14 protein-coding genes and 2 pseudogenes are annotated in these 26,837 nt (G+C 46.3%); 9 read left to right on the plus strand and 7 right to left on the minus strand.

Going from position 1 to position 26,837, the window contains the following annotated elements:
- Window positions 1-113 precede the first annotated feature (113 nt).
- Window positions 114-2,027 carry an ABC transporter ATP-binding protein gene (locus tag ON05_RS04795; protein WP_010481008.1) on the plus strand — a complete coding sequence of 638 codons (1,914 nt, stop codon included), beginning with the start codon at window positions 114-116 and terminating at the stop codon, window positions 2,025-2,027.
- Here the strand turns inward: ON05_RS04795 and ON05_RS04800 are convergent.
- A complete protein-coding gene (locus ON05_RS04800; RefSeq protein WP_010481006.1) occupies window positions 2,015-2,491 on the minus strand; it encodes a methylmalonic aciduria and homocystinuria type D protein in 477 nt (158 codons plus the stop codon). The genes ON05_RS04795 and ON05_RS04800 overlap by 13 nt on opposite strands.
- 454 nt (window positions 2,492-2,945) lie before the next feature.
- Here ON05_RS04800 and ON05_RS04805 point away from each other — a divergent pair, with 454 nt between their 5' ends.
- On the plus strand, window positions 2,946-4,820 hold the full coding sequence (locus ON05_RS04805; RefSeq protein WP_010481004.1) for a bifunctional diguanylate cyclase/phosphodiesterase: 1,875 nt from the start codon (window positions 2,946-2,948) through the stop codon (window positions 4,818-4,820).
- Between the two features lie 79 nt (window positions 4,821-4,899).
- On the opposite strand, the gene ON05_RS04810 is transcribed toward ON05_RS04805, so the two are convergent.
- Complete coding sequence (locus ON05_RS04810) at window positions 4,900-5,478, minus strand: Uma2 family endonuclease (protein WP_010481003.1); 579 nt, start codon at window positions 5,476-5,478, stop codon at window positions 4,900-4,902.
- 244 nt (window positions 5,479-5,722) lie between these two features.
- Between ON05_RS04810 and ON05_RS04815 the strand changes: the two genes are divergently transcribed.
- The 7 genes and pseudogenes from ON05_RS04815 to ON05_RS38405 all read left to right on the plus strand — a co-directional run bounded on the left by ON05_RS04815 (window position 5,723) and on the right by ON05_RS38405 (window position 11,607).
- Entirely contained in the window at window positions 5,723-7,372 is a 1,650-nt protein-coding gene (locus ON05_RS04815) for an NACHT domain-containing NTPase (protein ID WP_010481002.1), read from the plus strand.
- Window positions 7,373-7,412: 40 nt separating this feature from the next.
- Window positions 7,413-8,475 (plus strand): annotated as a pseudogene (locus ON05_RS04820) (ISKra4 family transposase).
- A 1-nt stretch (window position 8,476) separates the two neighbouring features.
- Window positions 8,477-9,574, plus strand: coding sequence for a HEAT repeat domain-containing protein (locus ON05_RS04825; protein ID WP_010481471.1), 1,098 nt, complete (start codon window positions 8,477-8,479; stop codon window positions 9,572-9,574).
- Window positions 9,571-10,107 carry a hypothetical protein gene (locus tag ON05_RS04830; RefSeq protein ID WP_010481469.1) on the plus strand — a complete coding sequence of 179 codons (537 nt, stop codon included), beginning with the start codon at window positions 9,571-9,573 and terminating at the stop codon, window positions 10,105-10,107. The genes ON05_RS04825 and ON05_RS04830 overlap by 4 nt, the downstream gene beginning before the upstream one ends.
- A gap of 7 nt (window positions 10,108-10,114) precedes the next feature.
- Window positions 10,115-10,750, plus strand: coding sequence for a HEAT repeat domain-containing protein (locus ON05_RS04835; RefSeq protein ID WP_010481467.1), 636 nt, complete (start codon window positions 10,115-10,117; stop codon window positions 10,748-10,750).
- A 149-nt stretch (window positions 10,751-10,899) separates the two neighbouring features.
- Window positions 10,900-11,196, plus strand: a complete 297-nt coding sequence (locus ON05_RS04840; protein ID WP_010481465.1) for a hypothetical protein — start codon at window positions 10,900-10,902, stop codon at window positions 11,194-11,196.
- Window positions 11,196-11,607: pseudogene (locus ON05_RS38405) on the plus strand (type II toxin-antitoxin system VapC family toxin). The gene ON05_RS04840 and the pseudogene ON05_RS38405 overlap by 1 nt, the downstream one beginning before the upstream one ends.
- Before the next feature lie 4 nt (window positions 11,608-11,611).
- On the opposite strand, the gene ureC reads toward ON05_RS38405, so the two are convergent.
- The 5 genes from ureC to ON05_RS04870 form a co-directional block, all read right to left on the minus strand.
- Window positions 11,612-13,321, minus strand: a complete 1,710-nt coding sequence (gene ureC / locus ON05_RS04850; RefSeq protein ID WP_010481463.1) for an urease subunit alpha — start codon at window positions 13,319-13,321, stop codon at window positions 11,612-11,614.
- A gap of 146 nt (window positions 13,322-13,467) precedes the next feature.
- Complete coding sequence (locus ON05_RS04855) at window positions 13,468-15,105, minus strand: response regulator (protein WP_010481461.1); 1,638 nt, start codon at window positions 15,103-15,105, stop codon at window positions 13,468-13,470.
- Window positions 15,095-18,532, minus strand: coding sequence for a PAS domain S-box protein (locus ON05_RS04860; protein ID WP_316964586.1), 3,438 nt, complete (start codon window positions 18,530-18,532; stop codon window positions 15,095-15,097). Before ON05_RS04860 ends, ON05_RS04855 begins: the two co-directional genes overlap by 11 nt.
- A gap of 27 nt (window positions 18,533-18,559) precedes the next feature.
- Window positions 18,560-19,801: an ISAs1 family transposase gene (locus ON05_RS04865; RefSeq protein ID WP_039778929.1), complete on the minus strand. Its 1,242-nt coding sequence runs from the start codon at window positions 19,799-19,801 to the stop codon at window positions 18,560-18,562.
- A gap of 37 nt (window positions 19,802-19,838) precedes the next feature.
- Window positions 19,839-26,741 carry a PAS domain S-box protein gene (locus ON05_RS04870; protein WP_010477606.1) on the minus strand — a complete coding sequence of 2,301 codons (6,903 nt, stop codon included), beginning with the start codon at window positions 26,739-26,741 and terminating at the stop codon, window positions 19,839-19,841.
- Window positions 26,742-26,837 lie beyond the last annotated feature (96 nt).

Genomic DNA, 26,837 nt, shown 5'->3' on the forward strand with positions numbered 1-26,837 from the left:
TCTGCTTGTAACTTAGCAACTAAAAAGCCCTACCAGGTTAAGGCCAGCTCGGATCGTTTGGAAGACCGCTAGGATTGTGCAACTTCGTAACATTGCGCCCTACACTGTGACGTATGACCTCTTCCTCAGATTCCCCCTCTTCCTCTGGATCTAAGCGCCGTTCTCAAGGCGATTGGCGATTGATTCTTAGGGTCGTTCCCTATGCTCGACGGTATCGCCGGGAACTTTTGACGGTATTTAGTCTCTTGATTCCCTTATCCGTAGCGGGTGCACTCCAGCCGATTCTAGTCGGACAAGCCATTTCAGCCATCCGTAGTGAATCCCAGCTCTATGATGCCGTGGCCTGGTTGTTCAATGGGATAGGTAGTCTCTCCTTACCGTCCTTGATCAATAGTTGGGTTGAGGGATTTGCGGCCTTGCTCCAAGGATTAACTCTACCCGAAACCATTAACCTACTAACCGTTTTACTCCTGATCACAGTGGTTATCCGGTTTGGACTGCAGTCCGTGCAAGGATATTTAGTCCAAAAGGTGGGGCAAGAGATAACAGCGGATATTCGCAATGATTTATTTGCCCATGTCTTGTCTTTAGCGGTTCGCTTCTTTGACCGCACTCCCGTAGGTCAGCTGATTACCCGCTTAACCAATGATGTTGAAGCCCTGGGAGATGTGTTTTCAACTGGTGCGGTGGGGATTGTCAGCGACTTATTCTCAATCCTCGTCATTGTGCTTTTTATGTTTCTCCAGCAATGGCAATTAGCATTGATGCTGGTGTTATTGCTAATTCCGGTTACGGGACTCATTATCTTTTTTCAACATCGCTATCGGAGCGCCAATTACAAAGCGAGAGAAGAATTATCAGCCCTTAATTCCAATCTGCAAGAGAACATTATGGGCATTAGCATTGTCCAATTGTTCCGACGCGAATCCTACAACGCTGATCTATTTCGCCAAATTAATCAGCGCTATGTCACCGCAATTGATCACACCATTTTCTACGATTCTGCGGTTTCCGCAACCCTAGAATGGATTGCCTTTATTGCCGTAGCAGGGGTGCTTTGGATTGGTGGTGTTCAGGTGGTGGGAGAAGCCCTCACCCTGGGCACCTTATCCACCTTTATTTTGTATTCTCAGCGGTTATTTTTTCCGTTGCAGCAGTTGGCCGAGAAGTTTACAGCCATCCAAGCGGGTCTGACGGCGGTGGAGCGGATCAATGATTTGATGAACCAGCCCGTCGAAATCCGAGACCCGGAACATCCCCAGATTTTGCCCGTTCATTCCAACCATCAGCCGTTGGGGGAGGTGAAATTTTCGGATGTGTCCTTTGCCTATAAAGAAGAAGACTGGGTGCTCAAAGACTTAGATTTTTGTATCCATCCCGGCGAGAAAGTCGCGATTGTGGGGCCGACAGGGGCGGGAAAAAGCTCCATCATTCGTTTGTTATGTCGGTTATATGAAATCTCTAAAGGTCAAATCCTCGTGGATGGGGTGGATGTGCGAGATTTACCCCAGGCAGAGTTGCGACGCCATGTGGGGGTCATTCTTCAAGACGGATTTATTTTTGCTGGGGACGTGAAAAGCAATATCTCCCTGGGCGAGGAGTATTCCCTAGAAGCAGTCAAGGCAGCAGCTGAGCAAATGAATGTGGCCCAGTTTATTGAAGCCTTGCCGGATGGTTACGATACGATTCTGAGAGAACGGGGGACAAATCTATCGGGGGGCCAAAAACAGCTTTTGGCCTTTGCTAGGGCTGCGATTCGGAATCCACGAATCTTAGTATTAGACGAAGCGACAGCTAGCTTAGATGTAGGTACAGAGGCAGTGATTCAAGAGGCATTGGAACGTTTGCTTGAGGGGCGAACTGCCATTATCATCGCCCACCGCTTATCGACCATTCGCAATGTTGATCGCATTCTGGTTCTGAATCGAGGGCATTTGGCGGAGTCCGGTAGCCATGATCAACTGATGGAGCAGGATGGCCTCTACGCGAGCTTGTATCGGCTACAACTCCTGGGTCAGCAGGTATAAGAGGCTAGGACTTTTTCTACTACGGCTTGGGTGACGTCCGGGGATGCGGACGATAACAACACGGAGGGGAACACGGCATTGCCCCAATGGGGATGCTCGACGATCCAACATCCTCCCGTTTCGGTTAGAGGATATCCCAAACTCGTTTGCACAACAGCAACGTCATCTAGCCGTAATGGTCCTGGCTGGGAAAGAATGGGATAGCCGGTACGGGGATCAAATATCTCAGCTCGATATCCCAGGTGTTGCAACGACAACACAATCAACCTCCCCATTTGAACAAATTGGGCTCGAAGTTGTTGTTTATGAAATTCTGTTTCTGCTGTTTTCTCTACTAGGAGGACCGGGCAGTGTTGAAACACAATTAAGACAGATAGAACAGGAACTAGCCAGTCAGGGAGAAGCTGGCAGACATTTGAGCTAATAAATTCACTAGGGATATGGACGGAGTATTCGATGCCCATAGGAAGAACGTGTTTGCACCATTTCTATTAGCATACTTCCAAATCTATTCTGATCAACTCAATCATTCATAAACAGTCTATTTCATCAATTAATAATGGTGATCAGACCAAATCCCAAACCCATGGATGCAATTTTTCAAATTTCTTCAAGGTCTAAATAAAACCTCACGTTGGAGCTGAATGATGCTGGTGAAGCTGGCTCTCTGGGCTGAAATGCCTACATTATTTTTGATAAAAGATTATTTTAACGATTGGATAAAACATCCACGAATTAACGTGGGCATAATGGCTTGTAATGAACTCTCTCTTGCGGGGGCATCCTTTAGACTGTTGCTTTTAGGCACTTATCTCTGTTTACAGACTTTTCAATTCAGTGGTAGTTTCAACGCAGAATACTGACATGAGATATTTCTTTCGACACAATGGAGTTGGGTAGCATTGCTGCAATAAAAGTTTGAGTAATTCCCATCAGCCACATCTCCACACGATTCAAACCGCTCTCCAACGAGATGTGGATCGGAGATTGGTGAGTGAACGGTGGCGCATTGTTCAAGGCTCGTTGGCCATGATGATGGCCTTTACGGTTGCTGTCTGGCCTCAAGTCGACTCAAATCTATTCATCGCTTGGATGAGTGGCTATGCAGTCTGGATCGGCATCACATTTTTGGCCCATTCTGGTCGGCTTCTGAGTAACTGGCGAGATCGTTACGAAACCCCAATTTTAGTCAATATGATTAGCGCCAGTCGAGGCATTTGGATCTGTGGAATTGCCTTAACCAATTGGCCAGCCTTTATTCAAGGCGGAGAGTTTTTTTGGACATTGACGACCTTATGGGCCATTGCCTTATCAGCACAGACCATTATGGTGACCGTTGGCAATGACTATTTTATTCAAGCAATTCTGGCAACGGCGATTGTGATGATGGCTGCCACGCGTCAATGGCAAATTAGCATCGGTACCATTTTCTTTCTGATCCCAGCGATCAAAGCGTTAGACTCAGCTCGACAAGTTCGGATGAATGAGGTGAAGTTACGCACCACTCTCACCTACCAAGCTCGCTACGATGGCCTCACGGGATTGCTCAATCGTGTGGGGATTGAGGAACAGTTCTCTGAGCTTCCTCCTGGACCTTTAGCAGCGATGTTTGTGGATCTCGATCGATTTAAGGAGGTCAATGATCGCCTGGGTCATACGATGGGGGACGAGCTGCTCGAACAAGTGGGTCAACGGGTTCTGGATGTTATCCAGCATCGGTCCCATTTATTAGCTCGGTTGGGGGGAGATGAATTTTTTCTGGTATTGCCGGGATGTCCGTTGCGAGACTTACTTGCGATCGCAGATACGATCCTGCACACCCTAGAGCAACCCTTTACATTAACCTCAGGCCAAGCCTATATTTCAGCCAGTATTGGTACTGCTACAACCAGCGGAGATATCGCCAATCTAGAACAGCTGATCAGAGACGCTGACCAAGCCATGTATCGTGCCAAAGAGGCGGGGCGGCGGCGGGTCATTTACTATGACCAATCGTTACGCCAAGATGCTCAAGAACGCCTGGGTTTAGAAAGCAGCCTCAGACAGGCCGTTGCAGAGAACAAGATCGTAGCTTGGGGACAACCGATCATTAACTATCAGACCGGCACCATCGCCAAGGTTGAGCTATTGGCCCGCTGGAAGCTAGATCAAAAAAATATTCCTCCTGATTTGTTTATTAGCATTGCAGCCAATATTGGCCTCACTAGCGATATTGCCAGACTCATGGTCAACCAAGCCCAGAAATCTCTAGAAAAGTGGAAAAAGATTCCAGCACTAAAAGAGACTTGTATCACAGTTAATGTCGAATCACAGGATTTAGTAGAAGGTCTGGTTGTTGATTATCTGGAGAACCTCGTTTTTACAGAACAAATTGATCCAGCCAAACTGATTCTAGAAATTACTGAACGGGGGCTGATTGAAGCTGAATCTAAAGCCAGGTTCCAAATTGATCGACTCCATACCCTGGGGGTTCGGGTCGCGATTGACGATTTTGGCGCGGGGTATTCCTCTTTGCGTTCCGTAATGACGCTTCCAGTCGATCTCCTCAAGTTTGATCGATCCCTAGTCGCGGGTGCAACTCAAGACCAGCGCATGCAAAATGTTCTATCCGCCATGGTGGAAATGGCCAGTAGTTTCAAGATTACGGTGATTGGTGAAGGGATTGAGAAGCCTGAGGATATCGAAGTCATGAAACAACTCAAGGTTCACCTCTTACAAGGTTTTTACTGTGCTAACCCCATGCCGCTAAAAGAGGTTTCCAACTTTGCCAAAGAGTTTTTACCCCGTGATTGATGGTTGGTTAGAAACTCAAGATGTGGCAATAGAGCGAAGCTCAAAAAGCATCCACAAGGTTTAACTGCAGTACTCAGCCCTATCTCCAAATAGCAGATAGGTCTAAGGTAAACCCAGGTAGGACTTCCTCTTCAGATAAAGTTTGAGGCGAATCTAATCGACTAACGGGTTGATGAGGACGATAGACTTCTACAAAGCTTTGTTGACGATTGATTAGCCAGCCTAAACGCACACCATTATCGATATACTCATGCATTTTGGCTTGGGTAACCGTCAAAGTATCTGAAGGAGACATCAGCTCTAGAACAAAGTCAGGTGAAATGGGAGGAAACTGTTCTCGCGCTTCTGGAGAAAGGGCATTCCATCGCTCTTGACACACCCAGGCGACATCGGGAGAGCGATTTGCACCGTTGGGTAGTTTGAAGCAAGTAGAAGAGTCAAATACTTCTCCCAAGTTAGCGCTCTCGTTCCATATGACAAACCGACTGGTCAATGTAGCGTTCCGCTTTCCCGTTTCCCCTCCTGTGGGCGGCATAAAGATGAGTTCTCCCTGGGCAGTTCGTTCAATTTTTAGATCAGGATTCGCTAGACACAAGTCATAGAACTGCCGATCGGTCAGTTGGGTAGAAGGTGGCACTGAAACAATAAGAGTATCCATACTCATGAATTTAACATGCTGACCGCTAGTGCCAGAGAGTATCAATTGGGGGCTATATTTGATTGTTTTTCACCAGCAAACACAAACTGAGCAACCAAAATAGCTGAAATAACAGTTTTATTTTATCTAAATGCTCATACAGCGCTCAACAGAAAAGCTCATCACTTACACCAGCACTATTGCAAACTCAACTTCTGAAGCTACCAAGTAGAATTGGAGATAATACTTCCAGTTTGTTGCCAGCATGCAACCTAGTTATAGGCCTGATTTCTCAAGTTATCTACAATCTCTTGTTGATGACTATGAAGACTGGTGGAAACTTTACACAATCACCGACACAGCAATCTTACCCAAAGCGAAGAAAGGTTCCATCGGCTCTCCGTTCGAGTTCGGATTAATGGTACATACGCTGAAACCAGATCCCTCAGTGAACTTGAACGATACCAAACATAATACTGAGCAATTAAACGTTCTAGAAGGCTTAGAGAAATACACTTTAGGCCTTGTCATACTTCAGGGAAAACCAGGCTCTGGAAAATCAACAGCATTAAAGAGACTACTTTTAGAAAAAGCCGAGATAGCACTTTCGACTTTAGGAACATCATCACAGCTTCTACAAGAGGAACCACAAAAATTAATTTTTCAGGGAGAGGGGGAAAAGGCCCAACCTATCATTCCAGTTTTGGTAGAACTGCGTTATTACCAAACATCTATCTTTGATCTCATTCGTGACTTCTTCAAAAGTCATAGCCTCTCACTTGACCCCACCCAATTAGAAAAACTGCTATTTGAACGAAAATTCTTGCTATTGATAGATGGATTGAATGAACTTCCATCTGAATCATCCTGGAATAACCTTTGTAAGTTTTGTCAAGATTACCCCCGGCTTCCCATAGTCGTAACCACGAGAGAGATAGGGAGTAGAGGAGACCTTCCTGGTGTGGTTACAAAATTAAGGATGCTACCTCTTTCAAAATCACAGATGCGGCAATTTATTAGAGCCTATTTACCCGAACAAGGTGAACAGTTAATTAAACAATTGGACAATAGGCTACAGGACTTCGGTCAGACACCACTCTTGTTATGGATGTTGTGCGAATTGTTTCGACAAACAGAAACCATCCCTTCTAACTTGGGCTTGATTTTCCGCCACTTTACTCAAATTTATGAGAACAATCTCAAGCAAGATGTTCAAACTGATTCGGAGCGGCGATTATGGTCATCAACTCTTCAGTATCTAGCCTTCATCATGATGCAGGGCAGTGACCCAATAAATAAACCAACAGAGTTTTACATCACAATACCCAGAACTAAGGCACAATCAGCGCTCACTAGTTTTTTCAAAGGAAAAACTCCTTATCCAGAACAATCTGCTCTGTATCATTTAGATGATTTACTCAAGTACCACTTACTACAAACAAATGGGGATCGAATTGAGTTCAAGCATCAATTGCTACAAGAATATTATGCTGCCGAGTATCTTTTTAATCAGCTTCATCATCTCAGTAAAGAACACCTGCAGAGCCACTATCTAAACTATCTAAAGTGGACAGAGCCAATCTTGTTAATGATGAGTTTTTTAGAAACTCATAAGCAATCAATAAGGCTTGTAAAACTAGCATTCAATGTAGATTTGGCATTAGCAGCAAGATTAGCTGGAGCCTCTCCCAAGCAAGTTCAACCAAGAATTTTAGAATGGATGACTAGCAGAGAGCTATCACCGTGCCTAACTATATATCTATTAGGCCTAACTAGTTCAGAATTAGCTATTCAATATTTGCGTCCGTGGTTTCAGAGTGATGATTTCTACGTTCGAGATGCAATTGTAGCTGCCCTATATGAAATTCAGAGTGAAGCTACAATGGGAGCATGTCACCTTTGCAGATTGTTTTGAAATCGTTCAGGATACAAGTGTTGCCCAGAAGTCTTCATCAATGAACTCCGAAAAAGCAGCTCAACTCAAAGTCCATCTTGATGCGATAGCCCAATTACTGTACGAAGAAAGCGATCCAGAGAACCTGAAGACGCTAGAAGGTATTGAGATGACGGTGCGTCAGCAAATTCAGACCCATGTCAGTCCCGAACTCGGTCATTTTTATCCGCACAGCTACTGGCACAGCAGCAGGCCGCAACCGACGCCTGAAAAGCACCTTGGGCGTTCTAAGCATTACAACTCAACAGGCACAGCATCTAGCCGTTTCCCCTATCGTCAAATCAGTCCTCATTTAGAGAATTGTTGCTTGCGCATCAGTGCCAATGTCTCCTATGCTCAAACTGCTAAAGATGTGGCTTATTTAACTGGGATTCAGGTACCAGCCAAACCCAGCAGCGATTGGTGCATCAACAACGGTTTCCTACCCCCAGGCTCATGAAGCTTTAACCGAAGTGAGTGTAGATGGTGGCAAAGTGCGCATCCGCACCCCTTTAGGACACCCTTGTCAGTGGAAAGACTATAAAACCCTGGCAACGCATGTGGGACTCATCGCGGATTATCACAATAATGCCCGGCTCATTGACTGGACTCACCAGCAACCGTTAGCCTCTCCACTGACTTGTTTAGGGGATGGTCATGATGGCATTTGGAATATCATTCGTCAGCTGAGCATACCTGAGCAACGGCGAGAGATTCTGGACTGGTACCATCTGGTGGAAAATCTTCATAAGGTCGGTGGGTCCCTCAAACGTCTGCACCAGGCTGAGCAGCTCTTATGGCAGGGGAAGGTTGATGAAACCTTGGCTCTATTTGAGTCATTGAAGAAAAAGCAGGCCCAAGTCTTTTGCAACTATGTTCGCAAACATCGGCATCGGATCGTCAATTATGACTATTACCAGAGTGAGCAAATCTGCTCTATTGGGTCTGGGGCTGTTGAATCTGCTATCAAGCAGATTAGTCGCAGAGTCAAAATTTCAGGGGCGCAGTGGAATGAAAGTAATGTCCCGCAAGTGCTGGCACATCGGTGTGCTTACCTCAATGGCTTAATTGGAATGCAAAGGTGACATGCTCCCAGCTACAATTCCAATACTAGTGCATTTTCTTGATGATCCTGAAGGAGACATAGCTGGTAGGGCTGCGACCATTTTGGGTGAGATAGCTCGAGAACTGAATAGTACGGCAGCTATTTCAGCTTTAGGTGCAGCCATAACTCATCAGTCTGCTTATGTTCGCAACAATATCATTGATGCTTTGGGAAGCTCATATTCCAAAACGGCCATCCCTTTTCTAGAGGCAGCCTACTCAGATCCTGAATGGGAGAACCGACGGCGGGTGATGGATGCAATGGCCCAAATACCTAGCGAAGAAGTAATACCAACAATCGTTGAAGCTTTTCAGGATTACCATGTCAAGGTTCGTTATGCGGCAATGGAGGCACTAAGATATATCAGTGGAACAAATACTGGATATAAAGTTGCGATTTCCCACTCAAACAATGTATTGCTTCACAATAGCGATCCAGTCATGCGCACAATTGCAGTTGAAGCATTGCAACACTCAGGGGATAAATCAGTACTGCCACTCCTAGAAGCATCATTAACTACTGAAGATAATCCTTTTATTCGTTCTAAAATTAAAAATGCAATAGATAGATTTGAAGAACTACCTGCTAACATTCGGTCTCTACCACCTTGGGACAGAATTCGCTGGCGGATAAAGAGAACAACAGGTAAACATAACGATAAAACATATCAAAAGTCACTGTCTCTAGACAGCCAGATAGACGAAGACATCTTAATTCAAAAATTGCAGACAAAGGGACATGCCGCTCGGTGTGAAGCCATTCGATTATTGAAGGAATGTAATAATAGTGAATTTATGTACTCAACAGCTATAAAAATTATTAGAAATCACTTATTTCAAGTTAAAGATTCAGAAGAAATATATAACATAGTGGAAGAGCTTCAATCCATTCAGAAGCAGTGTAATTTTTATCACAATAATTTCTACCAGCTCGCTAAAGAATTCCCTTTAGAAATATTTTCTACTTGTTGGGGAATAAGCGCTATCAACATTAATGTTAAAAATGCTTATGGTATAGCTGGCCATGTTAGTGGGAATCAAGTTATTCACTCATCCTTAAGCAAGGAAGATACAGTATGACAAAAACACTAACAATTGAAATCCCTGACGAGCTAGAGCAGCAGTTATCAATCCAAGCTCAAGTGTTGCAAACCTCCCTTGAGAATGTGGTTTTGCGTTCACTATCTCAGTCTCTAAATTTCGCTCTTCCTTCTGCGACGCAAGCACAAAGTAGCCAGATTGAAGTGATTGAAATGCTGTTACGGTTACAAACAGCAGCAGACGCTGGAAATCCCACAGTTGAAGTTCATGCTACCCCAGCCACAATCTATGTAGCGGATGTTATGCAACAACAGCAATTGATCGCAGATGTGCAGCAAATACAAGATAAGGCACAGCACTGCTTATTAATTCAGATTCCATCAGATCAACAGTTATCTAAAATCTGTACTGAGTTGCTAGAACGATTTCGTTCTACAAAAGAGAACGCAGTCAGTGAACCAGCCTTAGCAGCAATATTTTCTCCTATTGTTGAGGATTTACAATCAGCGGATGCCTCGATTCGTCTCAAAGCCGTAGAGAAGCTGAAAGATTTAGGACGCCAGTCAGCCTAAATCTAAAATGACTGTTCAAGATACGGCTATAGAAATCTTGTGTGAGGTTTTACTGACTGATACTTCACCGTTGATTCGTTGCTACGCTGCCCAAGCATTAGGTGAGATTGATCAAGATAATGCAGCAGCCATAACAGCGTTAGGAATAGCGGCTCGTCAAGATCCAGAAGCAATTGTTCGAACAATGGCCGTGTTAGCAATCTCAAATCTCTGTCGTTCAACCCAACCTCAAAAAAAGATGCCCGAGAACAATACTCCTAAAGTGCAAATGACCTTCAATGCTCCGGTTAATTATCCAGTCGGTAATGTCGAAGGTGATATGGTGGTGAACGCTAATTCCTCTGAGCAGACGCAAGCTGTGTCAGATATGGCGCAGTTGTTGCAAGATCTCTATCAGCAGCATCCCCATGTATCCCAAGCCGGAGTAACCGACCTCCTCCAAACAGAAATCAAACAGATCCAGCAAGATCAGCCTCAACGTTGGCAAGCAATTTGGCGAGGTTTACTCAATCCTAAACGCTGGCGGAGTGGTGGCAAAGCGGCGCTGATTAAAGCGGGAGAGCATTTTACCGAAGAGAGTCTATGGGGTAAGGCTGCGATCGCATTTTTAGAACAGTTCAGTGAAGAAACGGATTCAGAATAAATGCCACCTGTTCCTATTTGGGGAGTTAGATGAGGTTATCTCAGCCCCTAATTCTCATGATCGGCAATCCCATGGCCGATCACAAAATCAGCTGCTCCATAGCGCTCGTGATTGTTATTATTTAAACACCACTTGGATCCAACGAATCTATGACGGCAAAAGAGCGACTCCTTCGTGAAGTTGAGCAGGCACCCGAGGAACTCTTGGAAGAGGTCTTAAATTTCTTACTCTTCACAAAGTCGAAACAAGCAACTGAGCAGCCTCTACCTCATAACAGTGCAGTGCAAACTGCCCATGAAGCAAAAGAGACCAATAGTACATCCCTTATTTGGGATAGCTTTTCCAGCTTTACTGAGAACATCCCTGAGGACGTCCTAGATCAGCTGCCGACAGATGGCGCTGAGCAACACGACCACTACATCTATGGAACGCCTAAACGGCCCTGATGCAGCTTATTTTCGCGGATACGTTTTACTGGACAGCTTTAATCAACCCTCGCGATCAGTGGCATCAGCAGGTTAAAGCTTTAAGCCCTAAGTTATTTCAACAACATTTGGTCACAACGGATGAGGTCTTGATTGAGTTTCTCAACTTTTTCTCTACCTCTAATGCCTATATGCGTAATGGCGTGGCCGAATCAAGTGCAGAATATTTTGAATAGTCGTCAGGTTCAGGTTATGGCTCAAACTCGTGATTCTTTCTTAGATGGGTTGAGTCTGTATGCCCAACGGCTAGACAAAGGTTACAGTCTGACAGATTGCATCTCTATGCAGACAATGAAGCGACAAGGAATCATGCAAATACTCACTCATGATAAGCACTTTGCACAAGAGGGCTTTGAAATTCTCTTGAAATAACTGCCTAAAACAGAAAATACCGCTGAGCCATCGGCAAAACCGTTGCAGGCTCACAGGTTAGAAGCTCACCATCGGCTCTGACTTCATAGGTTTCTGAATCCACCTCAATTTTCGGCAATGCATCATTTAACTTCATATCCGCCTTACTGAGATTGCGGGTATTGGAGATGGCAACGACATGTTTCTGCAAGCCAATCTGGTCAGGCACACCTTTTTCCATTGCCGCTTGGGAGACAAAGGTGAGTGATGTGGCTGCGATCGCACCCCCGAATCCACCAAACATGGGTCGCATATGCACTGGTTGCGGTGTGGGAATACTGGCATTAGCATCCCCCATTTGGGACCAGGCAATAAAGCCGCCCTTAATCACCATTTCCGGTTTAACACCGAACATGGCAGGCTTCCACAAACAGAGATCAGCCAGTTTACCCACCTCCACCGAACCGACATGGTCGGCAATGCCGTGGGTGATGGCAGGATTAATCGTGTACTTAGCGACATAGCGCTTCGCTCGATGATTATCATTGCGATCGCAATCTTCCGAAAGTGGCCCCCGCTGTACTTTCATTTTGTGACCCGTCTGCCAGGTACGAATAATCACCTCACCTACCCGGCCCATGGCCTGGGAATCCGAGGCAATCATACTAAACGCCCCCAGGTCATGGAGGATATCTTCAGCAGCGATGGTTTCTCGACGAATTCTAGATTCAGCAAACGCCACATCCTCAGGAATACCTGCATCGAGGTGGTGGCACACCATCAGCATATCCAAGTGCTCATCTAGGGTATTGACGGTGTAGGGCCGGGTCGGATTCGTGGAGGACGGAAGGACATTGGCTTCTCCACAGACTTTGATAATATCCGGGGCATGGCCACCCCCAGCCCCTTCCGTGTGATAGGTGTGAATCACACGGTTTTTAAAAGCTGCAATGGTATTCTCGACGAAGCCTGCTTCATTTAAGGTGTCCGTGTGAATCGCCACCTGGACATCAAATTCGTCGGCAACGCTCAAGCAGGTATCTATAGCAGCAGGGGTGGTACCCCAGTCTTCATGCAGCTTCAGGCCCATGGCTCCTGCTTTGACCTGCTCCACTAAAGCAGCAGGCTGGCTGGAGTTGCCTTTGCCTAAAAAGCCTAAGTTCATAGGAAAGGCGTCGGCAGATTGCAGCATCCGATAGATATTCCAGGGGCCAGGGGTGCAGGTGGTGGCGTTGGTGCCTGCCGCAGGTCCTGTGCCACCACCGAGCATGGTCGTAACACCGGATGCGATCGCAACTTCAATTTGTTGGGGACAAATAAAGTGAATGTGGGAGTCAATCCCTCCCGCCGTCAAAATCATCCCCTCCCCGGCGATTGCCTCTGTACCTGGACCGATCACAATATCAATCTTGTCTTGGATATAGGGGTTACCCGCCTTGCCAATGGCCACAATCTTGCCGTCTTTAATGCCGATATCCGCCTTGACGATACCCCACCAGTCCAAAATCAGGGCGTTGGTAATCACCGTATCCACCGCACCATCGGCATTGGTAATTGGTGATTGGCCCATGCCATCGCGAATCACTTTACCGCCACCAAACTTGACCTCATCCCCATAGGTGGTATGGTCTTGCTCGACTTCAATAATCAGCTCAGTATCAGCCAGGCGAATGCGATCGCCCACCGTAGGGCCATAGGTTTCCGCATAGGCGCGGCGGTCCATTCGATATGCCATAGCTGCCCTTTATGAAGACTGATCCAGTAAATTCTAAATCGAACGGTAACGTTTGATCGCTGTAACCTTTACAAAACTCGATATTGGACCACAGCCATAAAGAGGTTGCCTCAGATTTAGCCCTTTAACCATTGGGGTGAGTCAATCTAGGACGCGTAGGGAAGCGCAACTGTAAAGGTTGTTCCTTGTCCAAGCTGACTATCAATCTTAATGGTGCCTTTTAGAGATTGAGTGACAATGTTATAGACAATATTGAGTCCTAATCCCGTACCTCCCCGATTGCGGGCAGTCGTAAAAAAGGGTTCATAAACCTTGGACAAATTTTCAGTAGAAATCCCGCAGCCATCATCACGATAGGTCAACAGGACCTGATCGTTCTGCTGTTCCAAATGAATCTGGAGTTGTCCAACCTCTCCAGGCTGATATGCATGTTTGATGGAATTCGTGACTAGATTTGTAATTACTTGAGCAAACACCCCTGGATCATGAGTGAGGACAATGGAATCATCCCCTGCCAAGTCTAAGGTGAGTCCTGACCGTCTTGCCTGGGGTTCTAAGCTGGTTACCACTTCTCCCACATAGTCTTTCAGATTAAACGTCCGCAGTTCACGATGGGACTGATCCACTGCAACTTGTTTGAAGCTTTGAATCAAGTCTCCGGCTCGGCCCAGATTGCTATTAATTAACTTTGTGCATCGACTGACCACATCAAGGTAATGGTTGAGGGTTGACCGCTTGAGTTGTCCTGTTTCTGCTGCGTTCACAAAGACTGCACTTTCATCGGCAAGGGTGGACGCTACCGTGATGGTATTGCCAATCGGCGTGTTTATTTCATGGGCGACCCCGGCCACAAGCGCCCCTAAAGCAGCCATTTTTTCGGATTCAACTAGACTCGCTTGAGCCGATTTCAGGGTTTCTAGGGTGTGCGAGAGTTCTTGAGTACGGTCTTGAACCCGTTGGTCTAGTTCAGTATTGAGTTGTCGCAGCTTTGCTTCTGCTGCTTTGCGATCGCGAATATCGCGACAATGCACCACATAATATTCACGACTAGAGAATTGAAGATAATTAAGGGCAATCTCCACAGGCAGCTCTTGCCCTTCCTTAGTGAGTAACTGAGCTTCAAACCTTAAACGTTGTTGTTCTCTAACCTTTTGTTGAAAGTCGTTCCATTCAGAATCATGGCCCGTAGCGTTTAGGTCTGTACTAGATAGTTGCAATAACTCTTCTAAGGCGTATCCTAGCAATTCACAGATTGCCCCATTGGCATAGGCGATACTCGAATCTGGATTGAACCAGAGAATGCCATCTACAGAATGATCCACCGAGAATTGGGTAAGGGACAGTTGCTGATTGAGCTGCTGAAGTTGCTCTGCTTTTTCGCGCTCCACATCATAGAGTTGACTGACATGGCAAAGCTGCAAATGCGTTCTAACGCGAGCTAAGAGTTCAGCTTCTTGAAACGGTTTGCTGATGTAATCAACGGCACCCATCTCAAAGCCATGGAGAATGCTTTGGGTATCTGAGCGAGCCGTAATAAAGATGATGGGAATGTTGGCCGTTGCTGCATTGGCTTTGATTTGTTGACAGACTTCAAACCCATCCATCACTGGCATTTGGATATCCAAAAGGATAAGGGCAGGAGGATGAGTATGGAGGCGTTTGAGGGCCCGTTCCCCACTAATAGCAGCGGCAACTCGATAACCTGCAGAAGACAAGGTTTCAGAAATAACCTCTAAATTGGCGGGGGTATCATCCACCACCATAATTTCAGTACTACTCTCCATCTGTTTGCTCCTGGGTCAAATACTCCTGGAGTAAGGTTTCTATTTCTTCCGTACGATACTGTTTAGCTAACTTCAGCAGAGGTTCAGCGAAAGGGAGATACTGAATATCTGTTTCAACCAAATGTTCCAAGTGTTCCCTGAGATCACCGACATTATCCATTTGGGCAAAGGTCAGCAAGGTTTTCAGAATGTGTGATGCGGGCATCACCATTTGAGACTCAGAGATGACCTGGGTTTCAAGTTCTCCAGATTGATCCTCATACACCCAGGCCAAATTCAATTGCTCAGCTAACACTCGAAATAATGCCTGGGCATCAACCGGTTTAGTCAGGAAGGTATCCCCCCCGCGCTCTACCGCCAGTTGCTGATCGGTTGGTCCAACAGATGCCGAAGAAACTATCACTGGAATCCCTTTAAAAGAGGTGAAAGCAGCATCATGGCGCAGGTGCTGTAGAAATTCAAAGCCATCCATCACCGGCATCGCTAAATCTAGAATCACCGCATCGGGTTGACAAACCTGAAGTTTTTCCAACCCCTCTTCTCCATTCGTGGCTTCTACAATTTCAAACTCAAGCTGGGCTAGCAGGTTTTGAATGACGGCTCGATTTTCCCAGCGATCATCCACCACTAATAGGGTGCGACGATCTCCTAAATAGCCCACGACTGGCTGGGAAGGAGATTCAGTCACTGTCATAGCCCCCTCTTGGGCCAGTGGAACCGTCACACAAAAGGAGAATTCACTACCCGCCCCCAGCTGGCTCGATACTTGTATGTCTCCCCCCATGAGTTGCACAATCCGTTGGCTAATCGCTAATCCTAACCCGGTACCTTCGGTATGATTGCGTGGATCGCCAACCTGCTCAAACGCCTTAAAGAGTCGAGACAATTGTTCGGTGGCAATACCAACCCCTGTATCAATAATTGCAAATCTGAGGGTTGCTTGACCTGCATTAGCCTCAAGCTGCAATATCTGGAAGATCACACTACCTGTTTCAGTAAACTTGAGGGCATTGCCCATCAAATTAATCAACACCTGCCGGAATCGCTTCTCGTCTATCTCTACCCCTTTGGGAAGATCATTATCCAGTTGAAACAGGAGTTCAATGCCTTTCTGGGTCGCTTTAAGGTGGAACATATCCAACACTGAGGATAGCAATGTCAGTAAATCGGTTGGATGGGGCTTGAGTTCTAACTTGCGGGCTTCAATTTTGGATAAGTCAAGGATGTCGTTAATGAGGGTTAATAAATGCGACCCACATTGATGAATGACTTCAAGTCCCCGCTTATCTTTTGACGAGATTTGGTTGGAGCGGTTGAGGATTTGGGCATACCCAAGGATGCCGTTTAGGGGAGTTCTGAGTTCATGGCTCATATTGGCCAAAAATTCACTTTTGGCCTGGTTGGCACTATCTGCTATTTCTTTAGCCTCTGCTAGGGCAGAAATCATTTGCTCTAGGGCTGCTGTCCGTTCAGATACCCGCGCTTCCAGTTCTTCATTGATATTTTTGAGGGTTTGTTCCGCTTCTTTGAGCTGGGTAATATCCTGAATAGTGCCCAGGATACCAATCACGTAGCCTTCTGCATCCTTAAGAGGAGATTTATTCGTTTCTATCCAAGTTTCTTCATTGTCTGCTGTCAACTGGGATTCAATGATGCCCAGCTCTGCTTGGCCTGTTGCCATCACCCGGCGATCGCACTCTAAATAGAACGCTGTTTCTTCGGGTTTCCAGGGCAAATCTACATCCCTCATCCCTGAAATTTCATTGGGGTGAATCAATCCTGCCACCTTAGCAAACGCCTGGTTACATCCCAAATAAACCGATTGTCGGTTCTTCCAAAACACCATTTGTGGAATCGTATCAAGCACCAATTGCAAGAGCTGCTTAGACTCATAGAGTTCTTGTTCTGCAGCCTTGCGCTCGGTGATATCTGCGGCAATACCAACCGTCCCTGCCATTCTCCCTTGCTCATCTTGAAAGGGCGTTTTAGTCGTCTCTAGCCAGCCTACTGTCCCATCAGCTTGGGAAAACGGTTCTTCAACCCTTTTGCGGTGCCCAGAAGCCATCACTTTGAAATCATCCTCTCGATAGCTTTGGGCCATATCCTGTGGCCAAATATCATAATCCGTCAGACCCATAATTTCACCGACCGACAACCCGCAAGCCTGAGCAAACGGCTCGTTGACCGCAATAAAGTGGCTGTTTGCATCCTTGAGCCAAGCCATCTGGGGAATGTTATTCAGGAGCGCCTTGAGTTGAGTTTGCTGTTCTATCAGAGCCTGCTCAGCTAATTTACGATCGCTAATATCCACTGCAATTCCGACCGTGCCAGCAAACTGTCCTTGGGGATCACGGAATGGTGTCTTTGCCGTTTCTAACCATCCCCAGCTTCCGTCTCCTCGCAGCGTCTTTTCCTCAACCACTTTGCGGGTTCCGGAATGGAGGACCTGTAGGTCATCATGCTGGTAACCTTGGGCAATGTCGGCAGGCGAAAAGTCAAAGTCGGTTTTGCCCACCATGCTGGCTGGCGAGGTATTGAGCATTTGGGCCAAGGGCTCATTCACGGCAATAAATCGACTCTCTGCATCCTTAATCCAGGCAATATGAGGAATATTATTGAGGAGGGCTTCAAGGTGATTTTGTTTGAGGATTAATTCCTGTTCAGCCGCCTTGCGATCGCTAATATCTCGCACCCGAACAAAGTTATATTCTTCTCCTTCAAACTCTAAGTAATTCACCACCACTTCCACGGGGAAAAGCTGTCCATCCCTATTTTGATGGTAGGACTCGAGGCTGAAACTCCCTTGTGCCTTCACAGCTTGCCAATGGGGTTGCCAAAACTCTGACGAGATCGTGGGATTCACATCAAAGACGGACATTAACATAAGGTCATCAATGGAATACCCATGCATCCGAGACGCCGCATGATTGGCATAGGCAAAACCGCCATCGGGTTTGATCCAAAAGATACAGTCGGCAGCGTTATCAACGGAATATTGGGTAAATTGCAATACTTTTTCAGCCGCTTTGCGATCGCTAATATCTTGCACTTCTGCGAATATGTACCCCTCCCCTTCATATTCCAGATAGTTACCCATTATTTCTACGGGGAACGTCGAGCCATCTTTCGCTTTAAAAAGGGATTCAAATCGTTCGTATCCATTGAGACTGAGTTTTTCCCAATAGTTTGACCAGATCTCGGTTGGGAAAAGGGGGTCGATATCCCAAATAAACATCTGCTTCAGCTCATCCGGGGGATAGCTTAAGGCTGCACAGGCCGAACGATTGACATTGATCAGACTGCCTGTCCGGTTAATCCAAAAAATACTAGTCGCCGTATTCTCAGATGCAAATTGAGTGAGGATACGCTCTTTTTCAGCTGCTTTTCGTTCACTAATATCTTGAACTTGGGCAAATAAATAACCAATCCCCTGATCAGGGGCAGCGCAAGAAAATCAAGCCTCTGAAAGGCTAGACTGTAAAGGAATAGAAGCACCTAGAACTTTGAGCATATACGCTTCATCCATGCTCGCCCGTTTTAGTTTTTGACGGGTACTTTTCTTAAAGGACGTTTCTTGATTCAGGAGGTTGATGCTCCAGCGCTTCAGGATGGCCATGTTTTCCGGCGCATGTCCTGTGCGGATACGGCTGGCATCTTCGCCAAAGGTCACATCTAAGACCCAGTGGAGTTGGTTCTCAATCGACCAATGCTGGCGGATGGCTTTGCCCAACTGCTGAGCAATGGGCGGTAGAGAACTGATGTAAAACATCACCTCATAGGTGGTTTTGTTCCACAAGTGGCGGGTCCGAGCGACCTTGACGATGCTTTGCAAGCCCTTCCACTGCGCCTGCTTGTACAGAGGACCCATTTTTTGAAGGGACACCGCCCAAACTTGTCGTTTCTCGCGACGATGGTGTCCGGCTTCCACCCGCACATCATAGCTGTACTCAATGCCCTTAAACTCATTCGCTTCAGCCGTTTCAAACCATTGCTCAACCTGCTCAAACAGCGTGGGATGATTCTCTTTGAGGGCCAGTACATAGTCTGCGCCTTTGGCCTGAATGCGACAGGCAATCTCGTGCTGAGTCCCCATCGCATCAATGGTGATAATGCACCCGGCAATGTCTAACAGCTCTAAAAGGGCTGGGATCGCCGTAATTTCATTGCTCTTGTCCTCGACTTTGACCTGTCCCAGAAACAATCGATACTCACTGGCCCAAGCACTGACCAGATGCAAGGCAGATTGGTCTTGATTGCGGTCATAAGAGCCTCTGAGTTGTTTGCCATCAATCGGGATCACTTGAGCGCCGAGGGCCGTCACCACATGATCCAGCCAGTTCTGGAAACTCCGCTCAAAGGCAGCGGGGCTAATACGCTCAAACACTCGTCGATAGGTGTCTGCTGTCGGTATCCCGGACGGTAAGCTCAGAAAACTCGACAACCAACTCTGATGACTCATACCATAGGTTTCAATGTCTTCCCATCCCTGTGCGCCACCTAAACTGGCCAATAGTCCGATCACGACGATACTGACAAACGGATGCTGCACACCTTGGCCTCCCCGTGGATCAGTTAACTCTTCAAAGCACTCGGTCAGTTGCTCATAAGCCTGATCGCAATCCGTAGCAGGCAGGAGTGGCGAGGATGAATCAGTGGAAGCTGGTGAGGAAGGGGTCTTGCTGAAACCTGTAGCCATGGGAAACCCTTTTAACACAATGGAGTTCCATAGCATATTAACGCCTCATTTTTCTTGCGCTTACCCTGATCCCCTGATACTCAATGTAGTTACTCATGATTTCCACAGGGAAAATCGTTTTATCTTTTGCTTGATGAAAAACCTCAAATCTTGAGTAGCCTTTTTTGCTAATTTCAGTCCAGTGATCTGACCAATCTTCCGCAAAAAAACCAGGCGTAATATCCCAAACGCAAAGATTACACAGCTCATCTGGATCATAGCCTAAGCGAATACAGGCGGACTCATTGACACTAATAAACTGGCCATCTGAGTTGATCCAAAAAATTCCAATTTCTGTATTTTCAAGGGCAAACTTTGTGAGAATAAGCTCCTGCTCTCTTACTTTGCGTTCGCGAATATCTCGCACAATTTTAGAGGCACCGATCACTTCACCTTGACGGTCAATTAAAGGAGAAATAGTTACTGAGATATCAATGGGATACCCCATTTTGTGGAGCCGAATCGTTTCAAAGTGCTCAATACACTCCTTATTCTTAAGACGAGCAATAATCTTGACCTCCTCCTTATACCGATCTGGAGGGAACAGCATCAGAATAGGCTGGCCCATTGCTTCAGCCTCGGTATAGCCAAATAGGTTAGTGGCCGATTGGTTCCAACTAGTGATGGTGCCATCAAGGGTCTTGGTAATAATGGCATCATCCGTAGATTCAACGACGGAGGCCAGTAGGCGAGAGTTGGCCTCCGCCTGCTCGTGCTCAGCTTCTAATCGCTTTTTCTCGCTGATATCCTGCACTAAACCAACGCTATAAATGGCTTCACCATCTTGCAAATCCACCAAAAAGACCGTTGTTTCAGACCAAAAATAGGTGCCATCTTTGTGCAGATAGCGTTTTTCCAAAGTGAAATCCTCAATCTCCTGGGCATAAAGCTGTTTGAGCTTTGCTTTAGACTCAGGGATATCGTCAGGATGAGTAAACTCAATCACCGACATCCCCAGAAGTTCAGCGCGGGAATAACCGATGAGCTGGCAAAAATGGTCGTTCACGCGGACACATTGCTGGGTGCTAATATCAACCTCTAAGAACCCCACGGCTGCTTGCTCAAACGTTGCTTTTGCACGGGCTTCACTCAAATGGAGGGCTGTCTCCATTTGTTTGCGATCACTAATGTCAAAAATCACTCCTTCAAAATATAGGCATTGATTTGATTCATTAAAAATGCCTTTTCCCTTTTCAGTGACCCAGCGGATCGAACCATCTCGATGAAGGATGCGATACTCCATTGAGAACGACTGTCGAGCAGCAACGGCTTTGGCTGCAATCTGATCCACCCGTTCAACATCATCAGGGTGAATAATGCTGGCGTAGCTACGATGTCGGTTATAAATAAAGTCAGCCGCAGGATAACCAGATAAGTCAGCAATGGCATCACTGACAAACTCTAGGGTCCAATCAGCATCATACTGACTACGGTAGACCGCACCGTCAAGATTGGAGAGCAGGTTACGGAATTTCGCCTCACTTTCTCGCAAAGAGATTTCAGCGGCCTTGCGATCGCTAATATCTCGGACAATACTGTGGAAGATCATTTCTTCCTGATATTGAATCGGCGTCAAGGTCACTTCTGCCCAAAAGGGTTCTCCATTGGCGCGTTGATGAAGCCACTCAAAGCGGGAACTCCCCCTTTGTAATGCTTCTTGCATCATTGACTGTGACTTCTCCAAGGAGCGTTGACTGTCAGCTTGTCGCTCCGGTGAAATTTCGGAAGGCTGCAGCCCGATGATTTCAGCTTTGTGGGCATATCCGAACAGATCAATAGCGGCTTGATTGCAATCAATAACCCCTCCTTCTGCCAACAAAAGGACGGCATCGGCGGCTTGATTAAATAAGGTTTGCAAACGCTGTTCTGATGCAGCTAATTGGGCGGTGCGATCGCGGACCCGTTCTTCCAAGTCCTGGTTAAGCTGTTCTAATGCCTGTTGCGCTTGCTGACGCTCTAGCTCTGCTGCTGCGCGCTCTCCAAAGACTTGCAGCACCATGCGAGCAAATTCTATATTCTCAATGGTCTCATAGTCTAATATGCAAATCACCCCAATCACTTGCCCTGTACGATCTTTCAAGGCAGTACCCAGATAACTATCGACCCCCATCTCGACTAAATCAGGGTCAAGGGGAAAGGCTTCCTGTACCCCACAAGGACAGTGATAATTGCCCTGCTGAATTGATGTTTCACAAGGGGTATGGGCCCTTGGATAGGTCAATTTTGCCTGTAACTGGTTATTGGTATACCAAGCTAAGGTTTCTAAGGTTTCTCCCCGAATTTGGGATATCAAAACATGGGCGCATTGCAAAGCGTTTGCCATTTGCTCTGCCAGAGTGGGAAACACGGCTTCTCCCGTCACTGACCCAGTGCTGAACAGGAGGTTTTCCAAGATATGTTTATTGTTCTGGAGTGCTTTCGTCCGCTCATCCACATGTTGCTCTAGTGTCTGAAATAGTCGGGCATTGGCTAATGCGATCGCAGCTTGAGTACAGAGAAAATTAAGAACAGTGATGCGATCGTGCGTAAATACCCCCGCCGCAGATTGATTTTGCAAATAAAGTAAACCGTTGAGGTGGCCTTGATGCAGAATCGGTAAGCACAGAACGCTCCGAGGCTGATGTTTCTGAAGATAATCGTCTATGATCGGCAAGTCAGTCCTTAGATCATCAACGGCCAGCGCTTCGTGGGTATTTTTGACATATTGAATCAGTTGAGCCGGTAAATCGGAAGCATTAGCAAACGGGATAGAAGATAAATCAGTATTCTCAGGGGTAGCAATGGCTCGAATCTGCCAGCTCCCCTCTGGTTCAGGCAGCAAAAGTGCCAGCCGATCGGCACCAGAGTTTTGCAGCATCATTGGTGCTAGTCGCTCTAGCAGTTCATCCAGATTTAGACCTTCAGAAAGCGCTTGGCTACTTTTGAGAAGGGTAGTTAAGTCAAAAGCTGTATTAATACGGGAGTTGGAATGAACAGAAGCAGAAGAATGAATCGAAAGATTAATCCCAGTAAAACTCGCGATGGAGTCCAAAGGATTAATGGGCTGAAGACTAGGTTGAAGAATCGGTTGGAGTAATTCGGGGTAACCCTGCTCAAGTGCATCCGTTTTCGCTTTAGCACCCCAACGGGTATAGCAACCATAAGCGTCTTGCATATAGACTGCAGCAATCTTGTCTTTGCCCCAGTTGAGAAAAAACTTAGCCGCTAGCTCATTGGCAAGGGCTTCGTCCTGGAGATATTGATTCTCTTTCGCCCCCTGAATCGCCGCTTCGTAGCAGGTAATCGCCTCAGCATAATTCTGCGCCAAACGATGCTGCTCAGCCAACACCAGTTGATATTTATGCTGAAAGTTTTCGGAAGCACACTGGGCTAATACAGCCAAAAAGTTCTTGGCTGTGTTTATGCAGGTGTGGGTAGACTCAGAATCGAGATTGGCAGCCGTTATTGCCTGATAAAAGGGCAGCAACTTTGCCTGATAGCCAGCAATGGATGATTGATAGGTCGCAGCTTTCTGAAAAGCGCTATCAGCTTTTTCCCATAAGCTCAAATAGGCAAATAAAATACCTTTCGCTAGATAATAAGCATATAATCCTGTCCCTGCTTGGACAGCTTCCAGTTGAGCAATGACCACAGATTCATCAAAGTCTTCAGACTTAAACTCCGTGACGATACTGGAGTGTCCTGAGAGATTAAGAGACAACAGATGCCAAAACTGGACATAGGCCCAGGAAAAATACAGTTTTTTAGATTGGAGCCAATTAACGTAGGTTTTTTGAAGGTCTAGGATCTGATCGAGAGGTTTGCCACTCATCCAGAGGTAGGTGCAATAGTTATTGGCACAATATCCTGCAAATTCTAAGTCACCAATATCTAAACCGTTTTGATAGCCTTCGATCAGAGGCTGCAAACAGTCTCGTAAAGGGGTTTGAATGGACGCCACATAGGAAAAGTGAACCATATCAACCTTGGTACGAAAAAGCTTGCTATTAAAGTGTTTCAGCAATACTTGAGAGACTTGACCAGCTTTATAGGCCGTCGCATAATCCTCCATATTGCCTAACAGCATGCCGTAATTCGCAAACCCAAAGGCCGACTGCTCCGAATAACCAAATTGCTGGGAAAGATCCACCAATGTCAGGATAATTTGGAAGAATAGAGGGGGATTGGTGAAGATAGCAGAACTACACATCTCTAGCAAAAGTCCCATCTTCAGAATGATGCCACGATCCATCAATGGAATCTTCTCAAGTTGAATCGTGAGCAGCTGGGCTTTAATGCGATCATTCTCGGCTGGGCTAACGAGGTGTACGCCTTGACTGGCTAGAACAGACACGCCCCTATCCAGTGCTTCCCCAAACCGCTGTTGAGCAACCCACACCCGAATCGTGAGGGCCGAGATCTGAAGCTGTTGATGCTCACTGAGCTGAGATAAAGGAAGCGTCTCTAATAGCTCTGTCGCTTTGTCCCACCGACTATTGAGGTATTCAGCCTCAATCGAGGCTCTATACAGCTGGAACTTTAAGTCCCTATTCGTGATGGCGTAGTCGTCATAAAGAGCCCTCGCTTTGGTGAAATAGAGGCTTGCAGCGTCATAGGCAAGGGTAAACAGCGCTTGGTGACCGGCCTGGAGATTCAGCGAAAAAAGGAGCTTTTGCTCCTCAGGGGTTGTAAGAATGGATGAACCACAGTTATAGTTCTCAACAATCAGAAACAGCCGCCGTTGGTCCGCTTCAAAGCAATGTTTTTGCAAGAGTTTGCGGGCAATCTTAAGTCTGAGGGATTGCCCATCTTGCTCGTTACAGGCCAACTCATAGGCTGCTTGCTGAACGCGATCATGCAGAAATTCATAGGCAACACAAACCGTTGACGAGGACTGATTCTGCAACGTGCCTTGAAAGAATTTGTACGTATTATTTTTCGGGATGACTAACCCCATCTGCAAGCTCGGCCACAGACTATCGGCCAGACTTGTTTGGGTTTGCTGAGTAATAATCGCTAAGGTAGATAAATCAAATGCATCCCCTAAACAAGCAGCAAGATTGAGTATTTTTTGGGTCGTATCGGGTAACTGCCTTAATCTTTCGATCAAGAAGTCCACAACATCATCTGTTAGAGCCAGCTGTTGAACCTTGGTAATGTCACAGAGCCAATGGCCCGCATCGCTATCAAAAGAAATACTGTGCTGATCGTATAGCTCAAGTAAAAATTGAATTGTGAAAAACGGATTTCCGCCCGTTTTTTGATATATCAGTTGGGATAGCGGTGTGGCAATATCAGCTCCACATAACAACGTATCTGCCACAAACTGATTGACATCAAATTCGGCCAATGGTCCTAGGGGCAATGTATCCAGGATACTCCCTCGTTCTTGTAGCCCCTGCAACGTCAGCATGAGGGGATGGGCTGGAAACACTTCGTTTTCTCGATAAGCTCCCAGCACTAATAGATGGCTTGACTCTGACCCATCAAACAACAGCGTTAGCAAGCTCAAAGATGCTGAATCAGCCCACTGCAAATCATCCAAAAAAATCACTAGGGGATGCTCTGCCCTGGCAAAAAGTTGAATAAATTTGCCAAGCAGTAAATTAAAACGATTCTGCGCAGCCAAACCTGAAAGTTCAGGCACCGCAGGTTGTGCTCCTATGATTTGTTCTAAGTTAGGAATGACGTCGATCAAAACCTGAGCGTTCTCTCTTAAAACGCTTAAAATTTTGACTTTCCAATCTGCCAAAGCCGTATCCGATTCACCCAGTAGCTGGTCAATCAAACTTTGAAACGCTTGCCCAAAGGCCGAGAAAGGAATATTACGATTAAACTGATCAAACTTGCCCTGAATAAAGTAACCATTTTGGCAAGTAATGGGTTTGTGAACTTCGCTGATAACCGCCGTTTTCCCAATCCCCGAGGAACCAGCAACCATCAGGAGTTCTGAAGCACCCTGAGCCACTCGCTCAAAGGCATCCAGCAAGGTTTGGACTTCAGCTTCACGCCCATAGAGTTTTTCGGGTATCAAGATGCGATCGCACCGATCTCGCATGCCCAGTTCAAACGGTTCAACGACGCCCTGTTCATTCAACTGAATCAGGCAACGGTCCAAATCATGCTTTAAGCCCAACGCACTTTGATAGCGATCTTCGGCATTTTTCGCCAATAGCTTCAGGACGATATCTGAAACCTGAACGGGAACCTGAGGATTAATCTCATGAAGCGGTTTGGGAGCTTTAGCAATATGGCAATGTACCAGTTCCATCACGTCTGTAGAAGGAAACGGTAGCTGCCCCGTCAGCAACTCATATAGGGTGACGCCTAGGCCATAGAAATCGGCCCGATAATCCACCCCTCGATTCATACGCCCCGTCTGTTCAGGGGCCAGATAAGCCAACGTGCCTTCTAAGGTATTGAGATTTTTGATGCCCTGGATTTCCTTTGGCAACAAGGAAGCCATGCCAAAATCCGTTAGCTTAACCTGCTTACTTTCAGGGTGAATAATAATGTTTGCAGGCTTAATATCCTTGTGAATCACCCGTTGCTGACACAAATAATGGAGGGCATCTGCTAACTGCAGAGCAATGCGTAATCCATCGGCAATGGAAATCTTCAACTCAAGGAATTTTATCAAAGAAACTCCTTGCATATCCTCCATAATCAAGGCATAAGTGCTGTCAAAATATTCCAAGCTGAGCATCTGAATAATGCTAGGGTGCTTGAGATTTTGACCAATCGTATACTGATTGCGAAACGCAACATGTTCTGAGAAGTGTAAAGGCTGAGTCGTGGTTTTGATGACCACAGACAACTGATCTGCTACTCTTATCCCTTGGTAGACTCGCGTTCGCTGACTCTCGTACAAAACATGCAAAATTTTGTACTGGGGTAAGTTTTGGGAGATAGCAGGCTCCATTTGGAACAGGCTCCTTAACAATGCACCTTTCTAATCAGGATGCCCCATACATCACAATCATGAAAGCATCTGCTCCAGAGAATGACGAATCATTCC

It is taken from the genome of Acaryochloris sp. CCMEE 5410 (assembly GCF_000238775.2).
Taxonomy (GTDB): domain Bacteria; phylum Cyanobacteriota; class Cyanobacteriia; order Thermosynechococcales; family Thermosynechococcaceae; genus Acaryochloris.